This window comes from Pseudomonas sp. F2, from assembly GCF_057174385.1.
Genome location: NZ_CM169904.1, coordinates 5,680,760 through 5,693,271, shown reverse-complemented (window position 1 = coordinate 5,693,271; position 12,512 = coordinate 5,680,760). Strand labels below are relative to the sequence as shown.

General features: G+C 62.7%; 10 protein-coding genes. 3 read left to right on the top strand and 7 right to left on the bottom strand.

Annotated elements, in window-relative coordinates:
• Positions 1 to 25: 25 nt before the first annotated feature.
• The 7 genes from cheB to AC193Q_RS25510 all read right to left on the bottom strand — a co-directional run bounded on the left by cheB (position 26) and on the right by AC193Q_RS25510 (position 8,508).
• A complete protein-coding gene (cheB, locus tag AC193Q_RS25540; protein ID WP_121183879.1) occupies positions 26 to 1,036 on the bottom strand; it encodes a chemotaxis response regulator protein-glutamate methylesterase in 1,011 nt (336 codons plus the stop codon).
• A complete protein-coding gene (locus AC193Q_RS25535; RefSeq protein ID WP_483878952.1) occupies positions 1,033 to 3,330 on the bottom strand; it encodes a response regulator in 2,298 nt (765 codons plus the stop codon). Before AC193Q_RS25535 ends, cheB begins: the two co-directional genes overlap by 4 nt.
• Positions 3,327 to 4,022: a chemotaxis protein CheW gene (locus tag AC193Q_RS25530; protein WP_121183875.1), complete on the bottom strand. Its 696-nt coding sequence runs from the start codon at positions 4,020 to 4,022 to the stop codon at positions 3,327 to 3,329. The genes AC193Q_RS25535 and AC193Q_RS25530 overlap by 4 nt, the downstream gene beginning before the upstream one ends.
• Positions 4,019 to 5,296 carry a CheR family methyltransferase gene (locus AC193Q_RS25525; RefSeq protein WP_121183873.1) on the bottom strand — a complete coding sequence of 426 codons (1,278 nt, stop codon included), beginning with the start codon at positions 5,294 to 5,296 and terminating at the stop codon, positions 4,019 to 4,021. The genes AC193Q_RS25530 and AC193Q_RS25525 overlap by 4 nt, the downstream gene beginning before the upstream one ends.
• Positions 5,293 to 5,811 (bottom strand): chemotaxis protein CheW, encoded by a 519-nt coding sequence (locus tag AC193Q_RS25520; RefSeq protein ID WP_121183871.1) that lies wholly within the window; start codon positions 5,809 to 5,811, stop codon positions 5,293 to 5,295. The genes AC193Q_RS25525 and AC193Q_RS25520 overlap by 4 nt, the downstream gene beginning before the upstream one ends.
• Positions 5,811 to 7,433, bottom strand: a complete 1,623-nt coding sequence (locus tag AC193Q_RS25515; RefSeq protein WP_041063242.1) for a methyl-accepting chemotaxis protein — start codon at positions 7,431 to 7,433, stop codon at positions 5,811 to 5,813. The genes AC193Q_RS25520 and AC193Q_RS25515 overlap by 1 nt, the downstream gene beginning before the upstream one ends.
• Before the next feature lie 352 nt (positions 7,434 to 7,785).
• The gene (locus AC193Q_RS25510; protein WP_047292787.1) at positions 7,786 to 8,508 is read right to left on the bottom strand and encodes a tellurite resistance TerB family protein; all 723 of its coding nucleotides are present in this window, start codon (positions 8,506 to 8,508) and stop codon (positions 7,786 to 7,788) included.
• A 177-nt stretch (positions 8,509 to 8,685) separates the two neighbouring features.
• Here AC193Q_RS25510 and AC193Q_RS25505 point away from each other — a divergent pair, with 177 nt between their 5' ends.
• From AC193Q_RS25505 to ydcS, 3 genes are all read left to right on the top strand, one after another.
• A complete protein-coding gene (locus AC193Q_RS25505) occupies positions 8,686 to 9,600 on the top strand; it encodes a LysR family transcriptional regulator (RefSeq protein WP_007954670.1) in 915 nt (304 codons plus the stop codon).
• A gap of 130 nt (positions 9,601 to 9,730) precedes the next feature.
• A complete protein-coding gene (locus AC193Q_RS25500) occupies positions 9,731 to 11,188 on the top strand; it encodes a gamma-aminobutyraldehyde dehydrogenase (RefSeq protein WP_121183869.1) in 1,458 nt (485 codons plus the stop codon).
• An 83-nt stretch (positions 11,189 to 11,271) separates the two neighbouring features.
• Entirely contained in the window at positions 11,272 to 12,423 is a 1,152-nt protein-coding gene (ydcS, locus tag AC193Q_RS25495; RefSeq protein ID WP_095667415.1) for a putative ABC transporter substrate-binding protein YdcS, read from the top strand.
• Positions 12,424 to 12,512 lie beyond the last annotated feature (89 nt).

Here is a 12,512-nt window from a genome sequence, read left to right as displayed (position 1 = left end):
GGGCCAGGATTGCGGAAAACGCTGTTCATTTGGGGAAAACCTCCAGCAATCGTGGCGCTATCTTTTCCAGTGGACGGATTTCGACGGCTGCATCGATCGCCGCTGCGGCCTTGGGCATGCCGTACACCGCACTGCTTTGCTGATCCTGCGCGATGGTCAGGTATCCCTGCTGGCGCATGAGCTTAAGCCCTTGCGCCCCGTCGCGTCCCATTCCGGTCAATAAAACCCCGATGGCATCACCGTTCCAATAGTTGGCGACACTTTCGAAGAAGACGTCGATCGAGGGTCGGTAGATCTCGTTGACCGGCTCGGCGGTGTAGGCCAGCGTGCCGTTTTTCAATAAGCGAATATGGTGATTGGTGCCAGCCAGCAGCACCGCGCCGGCCTGTGGCGGCTCGCCTTCGCGGGCCAGGCGCACGTCCAGGCCACTGGCGCTGGCCAGCCATTCGGCCATGCCCGCCGCAAACACCTGATCGACGTGCTGCACCAGCACAATGGCCGCCGAAAAATCGCGTGGCAGGCCCTTGAGCAATACTTCCAGCGCTGCCGGCCCGCCGGCAGACGAGCCGATCGCCACCAGCCGCTTGCACGACGCCGAACTGCGGTGCGGTGTCGCCACCGGACGCGAGCGCGGGGTTTTCTCGCCGATCAGCCAGCCGATATTGAGGATCTTGCGCAGCAACGGCGCCGCCGCTTCCTGCGCGTTACCGGCCCCCAGAGCCGGGGTATCGACCACATCCAGCGCACCGTGGCCCATGGCTTCGAAGACCCGGTGCACGTTCTGCTGGCGGTCAACCGTAACGATGACGATCGCGCACGGGGTTTCAGCCATGATCCGTCGCGTGGCCTCGACGCCGTCCATGACCGGCATGATCAGATCCATCAGGATCAGATCCGGGGTGTTTTCGGCGCACAGACGCACGGCCTCGGCGCCGTTGCCGGCCACCCAGACCACTTGATGCGCCGGTTCGAAGGCCAGCGCACGGCGCAAAGCCTCCACCGCCAGTGGCATGTCGTTGACGATTGCGATTTTCATGCCCGCGCTCCTCCAATGAGCTCAACCACTGCATCGAGCAGGGCGTCGTCATGAAAACTGGCCTTGGCTAAATAATAGTCGGCGCCCGCATCCAGTCCACGACGGCGGTCCTCTTCACGGTCCTTGTACGAGACCACCATCACCGGCAGCGATTGCAGACGGGTATCACGGCGCAGCAACGTAACCAGCTCGATGCCGTCCATGCGCGGCATGTCGATGTCGGTGATCAGCAAATCGAAGTCCTCCGAACGCAGCGCGTTCCAGCCGTCCATGCCATCCACCGCGACCGCCACGTCGTAGCCGCGATTGAGTAGCAGCTTGCGCTGCAGCTCGCGCACCGTGAGCGAATCGTCGACCACCAGAATCCGTTTGCGCGCCACCTCGGCGGCCTGATTGCCGTGACGCGCGATGCGCTCCAGACGCCCGGTGTTGAGCAGCTTGTCCACCGAGCGCAACATGTCTTCGACATCGACGATCAGCACCACCGAGCCATCGTCAAGCAGCGCCCCGGCGGAGATGTCCTGCACTTTGCCCAGACGTTCATCCAGCGGCAGCACCACCAGAGTGCGCTCGCCGACAAACCGTTCGACCGCCACGCCATAGACCGCATCGCGCTCGCGGATCACCACGACCTTGAGGGTTTCGCCGCTGCTCTGACTGGCCGGACGATTCAGCAACTGGCTGGCGGCGACCAACCCGACATGTCGGCCTTCGTGCCAGAAATGCTGGCGACCTTCGATCTGCACGATGTCCTGTGGCTCCAGATCGCACATGCGCTCGATGTGCGCCAGCGGAAACGCATAGGCTTCCTCGCCGACCTCCACCACCAGACTGCGCACCACGGACAGGGTCAGCGGCACTTCCAGATGAAAGCGGCTGCCCTCGCCCGCCGTCTGCTCCAGCACCACTGCGCCGCGCAGCTGCCGGACCATGTGCTGCACCGCGTCGAGGCCGACGCCACGCCCCGACACTTCGGTGACCGTGTCGCGCAGGCTGAAACCCGGCAGAAACAGGAACGTCAGCAACTCTTCCTCGCTCAATTGTGCGGCGGTTTCGGCCGGTGACAATTGGCGTTCGACGATGCTGCGGCGGACCTTTTCCAGGTCGACGCCATTGCCGTCGTCACTCAGTTCGAGCACCAGCAAACCGGCCTGATGCGAAGCACGCAGGCGGATCAGGCCCTCTTCGGACTTGCCCTTGAGCAGGCGTTTTTCCGGGGTTTCGATGCCGTGGTCGACCGCGTTGCGCAGCAGATGGGTCAGCGGCGCTTCGAGTTTTTCCAGTACATCGCGGTCGACCTGCGTCTTCTCGCCTTCGATTTCCAGCCGCACCTGTTTGCCAAGGCTGCGCCCCAGATCCCGCACCATGCGCACTTGCCCGGTGAGCACATCGGCGAACGGACGCATGCGGCAGGCCAGCGCGGTGTCGTAGAGCACTTGTGCGCGCTGGCTGGCCTGCCAGGCAAATTCGTCGAGCTCGGCGTTCTTTTCCGCGAGCAATTGCTGGGACTCGGCCAACAGGCGCCGCGCCTCTTCAAGGGCTTCTTGGGCTTCGAGGCTCAGCGCGTGTTCCTTGAGGTGTACGTTGAGGCTTTCCAGCGCCCGCAGACCATTGTTCTGCATGCGCCTGAGGCGCTGCATGGTCGCCAGATGCGGCTTGAGGCGCTGGGTTTCGACCAGTGATTTACTCGACAGGTCGAGCAGGCTGTTCAGACGCTCGGCAGTGACCCGCAGCACGCGCTCGCCGCCCTCGGTGGTGCGCTTGTTCTTGCGCGGTGCCGGGTCGGAGGTTTCCGGCGCTGTATCAACCGCCGGCGTGGGCGCTGGCGGTGGCGTTTCAATCGGCGCAGACGGTGCCTGCATCTGCAATTCGGCCATGGGCGGCGACGCCACGGCGGGCGGTGTCGAAGGGTCGAGCAGGCGGCCCATCAACGCCACATACGCCTCAATGTCCGGCGCTTGCGGGGCATTTGCCGGCGTAGCGATGCGCATCAACAGATCGGTGCCCTGCAACAACGCATCGATGTGTTCGGGGCGCAGCAACAGCCGTTTTTCCTGAGCGCTGACCAGACAATCTTCCATCACGTGGGCAACGCTGACGCCGTTGTCGATGCCGACGATCCGCGCCGCGCCCTTGAGCGAGTGCGCCGCACGCATGCACGATTCCAGATAGTCAGCCTGGGTCGGATTACGCTCCAGCGCCAGCAGCCCGCTGCTCAGCACCTGGGTCTGGGCCTCGGCTTCGAGGCTGAACAGTTCCAGCAGCGAGGCGTCGCGCATTTGCTCGGGGGTCATGTGAGGCTCCGGGTCACGGCGGACAGCAACTGTTCTTCATCCAGCCAACGCAGGCTGCGCCCGCGGAATTGCAGGACGCCCCGAGTGTATTTGGCGCTGACCGTGCTGCTGTGTTCAGCACCGGCACGCGACGCAGCGTCGAGAATGCGTTCGTCGATGGCGTGGATGCCGTCGACCTCATCCACTGGCACCACCACCGGCCCGCCGTGGGCGGCGATGATCAACATGCGCGGCATGATCCGTGCGCCCGTGGCCGGTGCGGCGTTGCCATCCAGATCGAGCAACTCGACCAGCGACAGGCACGCCACCAGCGCCCCGCGAACGTTCGCCACACCGAGCAAGGCCCGCGAGCGTTGGTGTGGCAACGAGTGGATCGCCTGCAGCGGAGCGACTTCCACCAGACTGCGAGTGGCCAGCCCCAGCCACTCTTCGCCGAGGCGGAACATCAGCAGCGAACGGGTTTTCACATCGCTTTCGACCGCCACGGCGACCGGGTCGCGCTCATCCTGCTGCAACGCATAGCGGTCGAGCAGACGCGTGGCGGCAGCGGAATACACCGCGCAGTTTCGGCAGTGAATGTGCTCGGCCAGCAACGGGCAGGACTTGTCGCCGTGAATGCCGATGCGGTTCCAGCAGTCATCGATGGCCCGCGCGTCTTCGTGGGTGACGTTCAAGGTGTCGGACGGGATCATCGTTTACGCTCACTGTCGGCGGTACGACCGCTGCGCGCGGCGCGTTCCTGCAATCGTCTGGCTCCGGCGCTGTCGCCCTGAGCCTGCAGCAACGCAGCCAGGTGCATCAGTGCTTCGGGATGCTGCGGCTCAAGGTACAAGGCCTTGCGGTAATGACTCTGGGCTTCGAGGGTGGCGCCGGCCACGTCACTGAGCAGGCCGAGCCAGTAAAACACCTGCGCCACCGGTTCGTGACTGCGCAGGTACTGCTCGCACGCCGCACGGGCCTCGGCGCTTTTGCCTTCGTTGGCCAGCGCGGCGATGTTGGCGAGCAAGGTCGCCGCGTCCGGGTTGGCGCTTTTGCTGTTGACGGGCAACGATGCAACGCTGGCAAACGGCCGCGGACGCACCGGCGGCGATACTGGCGGCGGACTGCGCAGCGGTTGGCGCACCGGCAAAGGGGTCGGAGTCGGCAATGCCACAGGTTCGGGCATGGGTTCAGCGTGTCGACTGAAGGCAAACGACTGCGGGATGCCGATCGAGCGCATGCCCAGACGCCCGAGCAGACTGCCCTCGGCCGGGCCGATGAACAGCACGCCATCCACGTGAGTCAGACGCTTGAGCACTTCAAACACCTGCTTCTGGGTCGGCTGGTCGAAATAGATCAGCAGGTTGCGGCAGAACACAAAATCGAACGGCGGCTCACCCGCCAGTAGCGTCGGATCCAACACATTGCCGGCCTGCAGGCGCACCTGCTCACGCACCGCTTCGCTGACCCGATGGCCGTCCTGTTCGGCGGTGAAATGACGCTCGCGAAAGCCCAGATCCTGACCCCGAAACGAGTTCTTGCCGTACAGCCCGCGCCGCGCCTTGTCCACCGACAGCGGGCTGACATCCATGCCATCGACCTTGAACTGATGGGGCTTGAGCCCGGCATCGAGCAAGGCCATGGCAATCGAGTAGGGTTCTTCACCGGTCGAACACGGCAGGCTGAGGATGCGCAGCGCACGCATGTTGTTCAATTGGTCCAGACGCTTGCGCGCCAGCTTGCCGAGCGTGGCGAAGGATTCCGGGTAACGGAAAAACCAGGTTTCAGGGACGATCACCGCTTCGATCAACACCTGCTGTTCATCCCGCGAACCTTGCAGCAGTTGCCAGTATTCATCGCTGTGCGCCGCCTGCGAGAGCGTGGTGCGTTGGCGCACCGCGCGCTCGATGATCGCCGGTCCCACCGACGTGACATCCAGACCGATGCGTTCCTTGAGGAAATCGAAAAAACGCTGATCGCTGCTCATGACGGCGTCTCATGCGGCGCGGGAAAGAGCAGGCTGCGCACGGCGTCATCCAGCAAGTCGTTGACCCGCACCCACTGCACCAGCCCCTGGGCATCTTCGCGCACCGGGCCGAGGTACGGCGCCTGACGATTGTCCAGACCATACGGCTGAAAATCCTCGGGATTACAGCGCAGGGTATCGGTCGCCTGTTCGAGTATCAGTCCGAGCCAGCGTGGCGGCTGCCGTTGATCCGGGCGGTAATGCACCAGCACCAACCGGGTGCTGGTGCGCGCCTCGGCCGGTTGACCGAAGGTCAGCGCACTGAGGTCGATAGCCGGCACCACCGCACCGCGATAGGCGAACACCCCGGCCACCCACTTCGGCGCCTGGGCAATTGGCTTCAACGGTACGCGCGGCAGAACCTCCGCCACTTCAGTGGCGCGCAATGCATAGCGTTCGTTGCCGATGCGAAACAGCAGAAACAGCGCCTGTCTGGCCACTGGCGCAGCGCTGCGTTTGGCAGTGATTTCGCTCATCAGACTTTGAATCGCGAAACGCCACTGCGCAGCCCGACGGCCACCTGGCTCAGTTCGTCGATGGCGAAACTGGCCTGACGCAACGACTCGACGGTCTGGCTGCTGGCGTCGCCCAACTGCACCAGCGCATGGTTGATCTGTTCGGCACCGGTGGCCTGGGCCTGCATGCCTTCGTTGACCATCAACACCCGCGGCGCCAGCGCCTGCACCTGATGGATGATCTGCGACAGTTGCTCGCCGACCTGCTGCACTTCGGCCATGCCCCGGCGCACTTCTTCGGAGAACTTGTCCATGCCCATCACACCGGCAGACACCGCCGACTGGATCTCGCGGACCATCTGTTCAATGTCATACGTGGCGACGGCGGTCTGATCCGCCAGACGCCGCACTTCGGTGGCGACCACGGCAAAACCACGGCCGTACTCACCGGCCTTCTCGGCCTCGATGGCGGCGTTGAGCGACAGCAGGTTGGTCTGGTCGGCAACCTTGACGATGGTCACCACCACCTGATTGATGTTGCCGGCCTTCTCGTTGAGGATCGCCAGTTTGGCGTTGACCAGGTCAGCCGCGCCCATCACCGAGTGCATGGTGTCTTCCATGCGCGCCAGGCCTTGCTGGCCGGACCCGGCGAGCACCGAGGCCTGATCGGCGGCGGTGGACACTTCGGTCATGGTGCGCACCAGATCCCGCGAGGTGGCGGCGATTTCCCGCGAGGTCGCGCCGATTTCGGTGGTGGTGGCGGCGGTTTCGGTGGCGGTGGCCTGTTGCTGCTTCGATGTGGCGGCGATCTCGGTCACCGAGGTGGTCACCTGCACCGACGAACGCTGGGCCTGAGACACCAGCGAGGTCAGCTCGGTCATCATGTCGTTGAAGCCGGTTTCCACCGCGCCGAACTCGTCCTTGCGATCCAGATTCAGACGGCTGCTCAAGTCACCGGTGCGCATGATTTCGAGGATCTTCACGATGCGGTTCATCGGCGCCATGATTGCGCGCATCAGCAGCAGGCCACAGGCACCTGCCGCCAGCACGGCCACCAGCAGCGAGACAAACATGCTGACCTTGGCCGCCGCTACCGCCTCGTCGATGTTGGCCATGGCCTGATCGGCGACCCGCTTGTTCTCACCGATGATGTCGTTGAGTTTCATGCGGCCGGTGTACCAGGCCGGGGTCAGCTTCTCGGTAAACAGCTTGACCGCCTCGGCTTCGAGATTGCGCTTGTGCAGATCGAGTACCTGATCCTGAATCTGCATGTAGGTGTCGTGATCCTTCTCGAACGCAGCGAACTCGACCCGGTCTTCGTCGGTGGTGACGGTGCTGCGATAGTTGGCCATCTGCTCTTGCAGGCGCGTCTCGAACGCCTTGTAGTCCGCCGCATCTTCACTGCTGATGCCCTGCCCCTCCTTGAGCCCCAGCAACTCCTGGGTCTGCAGGTAACTGTCGACCCACGCACCGCGAATCATCGAGCTGTAATAGACGCCGGGAACGGCGTCATCACGCACGCTGCTTTCACTGGCTTCGATTTTCAGCAGGCGGGAATACGAAACAACGACCATCAGCAACATGATGGCGATAATCACCGCAAAGCTCGCCAAAATGCGTTGGCGCAACGTCCAGTTCTTCACAGTGATTCCTCGTGCCTAAGTCGAAATGCGGGGAGTATAGCCGAGGGCGGTGTTTCATTTATAAGACGCTTTTTAACCCTCGGGCCTGCCAGGCATGGATGGCCGGGAGGCTCTGGGGTGGGACTGTCCGACAATCCGGGGCTGGCGTGCCAGTGCCGGAACGGCAAAAAGGGGCGCTGGATCGGCCATTGCTGTGGATGCGCGGCTGAAAACGCAATCGTGAGCAGGCTTCGGCGTCTGGCCCAAAACCTTGTAGGAGCTGCGGCACGCTGCGATCTTTTGCTGTTGGCTTAAAAAATCAAAAGATCGCAGCGTACCGCAGCTCCTACATGAATACCGTGTTCAGGCAGTTCTATTGCGATGCCAGGCGCACCTGCTTCTCCAGTTCTACCTTCAACCCCGGCTCCAGCTTCAGTTGCTTGGCCAGTTCCTCCAGATACGCCTTTTCCATAAAGCTCTCCTCATCCACCAGCATCACGCTGGCGATGTACATTTCCGCCGCCATCTCCGGTGTACTCGCGGCGCGGGCTACGTCGCTTGGGTCGAGGGGTTTGTTGAGTTCGGCGTGCAGCCAGTGTTGCAGTTCCTGATCGTTGTCGAGTTTGATGAATTCGCCTTCGATCAATTGGCGCTCGCGATCATCGATATGGCCATCAGCCTTTGCAGCGGCGACCAGTGCTTTGAGAATGGCCTGGCTGTGTTGCTCGGCTTGCGCCGGTGGCAAGCGGTCGAGGGTTTGCGGTTCGGTTTGTGGGGCGGTGCCTTTTTGCGCGTTCCAGTTGCCGTAGGCCTTGTAGGCCAGCACACCCAGTGCTGCGAGGCCGCCGTAGATCGCGACTTTGCCGCCGACCTTGCGTACTTTCTTGTTGCCGAGAAGCAGCCCCATCGCTCCGGCCGCCAGCGCACCACCGCCGGCTCCCGACAGCAGACCTCCCAGCGCCCCTGAGCCTGAAGACCCACCAAGCAAACCGCCCAGGCCGCCAGCCGTCGGTTTGTTCTGCGCGCCGCCGGCCTTGTTCTGCAACAGATCCTGGCCGGATTTGAGTAGTTGGTCGAGCAATCCACGGGTGTTCATGTTCCGCCTCCAAAGCAGGGGTTATCCGGATCTATCAGGCCCTCAGCCTAGTTCGAAAGTGCCCTGGCCCGGCCTGCGAGTGTGCTTCCAGATGTTGCTCCGCCTGCAGCAGCCCTTCGTGAAAATAGATATACACTCAGGCCAATCTATAAAAACTGCCCACCGGGTACCCTCCTCATGATGACCCTGCGTCAGATCCGTCACTTCATCGCGGTGGCCGAGACCGGCTCGATTTCCGCCGCCGCGCAAACCGCGTTTATTTCCCAATCGACCCTGACCCTCGCCATTCAGCAACTGGAAGAGGAAATCGGCGTCAGCCTGTTCAACCGTCACGCCAAGGGCATGACCTTGACTCATCAGGGTCATCAATTCCTGCGCCAGGCGCATCTGATTCTGGCAACGGTGGATAACGCCAAGCGCAGCCTGCAACAAAGCACCGACCAGGTGGCCGGGCAGTTGATTGTCGGCGTGACCAGTCTGGTGGCCGGTTATTACCTCGCCGATTTGCTCACCCGTTTTCAGCGCGCCTATCCCAATGTCGAGATCCGGGTGATGGAGGACGAGCGGCCGTACATCGAACATTTGCTGGTCAGCGGCGAGATCGATGTCGGCGTGCTGATCCTGTCCAACCTCGAAGACCGCCACGCCTTGCAAACCGAAGTGCTGACGCACTCGCCGCACCGTCTGTGGCTGCCGGCCCAGCATCCGCTGCTGGAGCACGACAGCATCAATCTCGCCGATGTTGCCCGCGAACCGCTGATTCAACTGAACGTCGACGAGATGGATCGCAATGCCCAACGCCTGTGGCGCGGTGCCGGGCTGCAACCGAAGATCACCCTGCGCACTGCATCCACCGAAGCCGTGCGAAGCCTTGTCGCAGCCGGTCTGGGCGTGTCGATCCAGCCGGACATGACGTACCGCCCGTGGTCACTGGAGGGCGACATCATCGAAGCACGGCCGATCGCCGACCTCAACCAGACCCTCGACGTCGGTCTGGCCTGGCGCCGTGGGACAGCGCGCCCCGCTCTGGTCGATCCATTCCTGACCGTGGCCCGCGAGCAACCGCACGGCGGACGCAAGCCATCTATTTAATCGAATGCCACCTTCAGTATTTAGAATTTGTCGACCTCGGAGCCGCGCACTAGTCTTGCTGCATCTATAAGACGGTCGGCTCCCGGGCATGGGAGCCACAATGACCACACAAGAAAAGAGATCGCGGAAAATGGCTGGCGTGCAGACCCCGATGTGTACCGCGTTGCTGATCGACGGCGAACTGGTCGCCGGGCAGGGTTTTGTCGAACCGATCCTCAATCCGGCCACCGGTGAAATCCTCACCCACATCGCCGAGGCCAGCACCGAGCAGGTCGAAACCGCGATTCTCGCCGCCCACCGCGCGTTTGCCGAATGGTCGCGCACCACACCGCAACAACGCTCGAATCTGTTGCTGGACATCGCCAACGCGGTGGAAAAACACGCCGATCACCTCGCCCGCCTCGAAGCGCTGAATTGCGGCAAGCCGCTGCACCTGGCGCGGCAGGACGACCTGACTGCGACCGTCGATGTGTTCCGCTTCTTTGCCGGTGCCGTACGCTGCCAGACCGGTCAGCTCAGCGGCGAATACCTGCCGGGCTACACCAGCATGGTGCGCCGCGATCCGATTGGGGTCGTCGCCTCGATTGCGCCGTGGAACTACCCGATCATGATGGCCGCGTGGAAAATCGCCCCGGCCCTCGCCGCTGGCAATACGCTGGTGTTCAAACCCTCGGAACACACACCGCTGTCGATCCTCGCGCTGGCGCCAGCGCTGGCCGAGATCCTGCCGCGCGGGGTGATCAACATCCTCTGCGGTGGCGGTGAAGGCGTCGGCAGCCATCTGGTCGGGCATGCCAAAGTGCGCATGGTCTCGCTGACCGGCGATATCGTCACCGGGCAGAAAATCCTGCAAGCCGCTGCAAAAACCCTCAAACGCACGCATCTGGAACTCGGCGGCAAAGCCCCGGTGATCGTCTGCAACGACGCCGACCTGCAAGCGGTGGTCGACGGCGTGCGCACCTACGGTTACTACAACGCCGGTCAGGACTGCACCGCCGCGTGCCGCATCTACGCGCAAGCCGGGATTCACGACAAACTGGTTGCCGAACTGGGTGCGGCAGTCAGCAGCCTGCGCTTCGCCGGCAAGCGCGATGCCGACAACGAGATCGGCCCGCTGATCAGTACCCGCCAGCGCGACCGCGTCGCCAGTTTCGTCGAACGCGCCCTCGGCCAGCCGCACATCGAGCGGGTGACCGGCGCGGCGGTGCATTCCGGCGCCGGGTTCTTTTACCAGCCGACGCTGCTGGCCGGTTGCAAGCAAACGGATGAAATCGTCCAGCGCGAAGTGTTCGGCCCGGTGGTGACCGTGACCCGTTTCGACGAACTCGCACAAGCGGTGGAGTGGGCCAACGACTCCGAATACGGCCTCGCCTCGTCGGTGTGGACACAGAATCTGGACAAGGCAATGCAGGTCGCCGCCCGCTTGCAGTACGGCTGCACCTGGATCAACAGCCATTTCATGCTGGTCAGCGAAATGCCCCACGGCGGGCTGAAACGCTCCGGATACGGCAAAGACTTATCCAGTGATTCGCTGCAGGACTACAGCGTGGTGCGGCACATCATGGCCCGCCACGGCCAGCATCTCTGACTACGCTAATAACAAGCCGCCAACGGCATGCTGCACCGCGTTCACAACTGCCCCGACCATAATTTAAAGAAGAGGGTTCAACCATGTTCGTGCACAAGACCGCACTGCTCAGTGCAATCACCACGGCCCTGCTGGCCAGCGCCAGCCTGCAAGCCGCCGAGCCGCTGAAGGCCGTCGGCGCCGGCGAGGGTCAGCTGGATATCGTGGCCTGGCCCGGTTACATCGAACGTGGCGAGAGCGACAAGGCTTACGACTGGGTCACCGGTTTCGAAAAAGAAACCGGCTGCAAGGTCAATGTGAAGACTGCTGCCACCTCCGACGAAATGGTCAGCCTGATGGCCAAGGGCGGTTACGACCTGGTCACTGCATCCGGTGATGCGTCGTTGCGCTTGATCGTCGGCAAACGCGTGCAACCGATCAACACCGCGTTGATCCCGAACTGGAACACTCTCGATCCACGCCTGAAAGATGCGCCATGGTACGTGGTCAACAAGCAGACCTACGGCACCCCGTATCAGTGGGGCCCGAACGTGCTGATGTACAACACCAACGTGTTCAAGACGCCGCCGACCAGCTGGAATGTGCTGTTCGACGCGCAGAACTTCCCCGACGGCAAGCCGAACAAGGGCCGCGTGCAGGCCTATGACGGGCCGATCTACATCGCTGATGCGGCGCTGTACCTGAAAACCGCCAAGCCTGAGCTGGGGATCAAGGATCCGTATCAATTGACCGAAGCACAGTACAAAGCGGTGCTCGATCTGTTGCGTGCGCAGCAGCCATTGATCCACCGCTACTGGCATGACACCACGGTGCAGATGAGCGACTTCAAGAACGAAGGTGTGGTGGCGTCGAGTGCCTGGCCGTATCAGGTCAACGGCCTGATCAATGAGAAACAGCCGATTGCCTCGACCATTCCGAAAGAAGGCGCCACCGGTTGGGCCGACACCACCATGCTGCACGCCGAGGCCAAACACCCGAACTGCGCGTACAAGTGGATGGATTGGTCACTGCAGCCGAAAGTCCAGGGTGACGTGGCGGCGTGGTTTGGTTCGCTGCCAGCCGTGCCGGCAGCGTGCAAGGAAAGCGAACTGCTCGGCGCCGAGGGTTGCAAGACCAATGGCTTCGACCAGTTCGACAAGATCGCCTTCTGGAAAACCCCGCAGGCTGAAGGCGGCAAATTCGTGCCGTACAGCCGCTGGACCCAGGACTACATCGCGATCATGGGCGGCAGGTAAGCCCTTTCAAGATCAAAAGATCGCAGCCTGCGGCAGCTCCTACATCAATGGACACCGCTCTCCTGTAGGAGCTGCCGCAGGCTGCGATC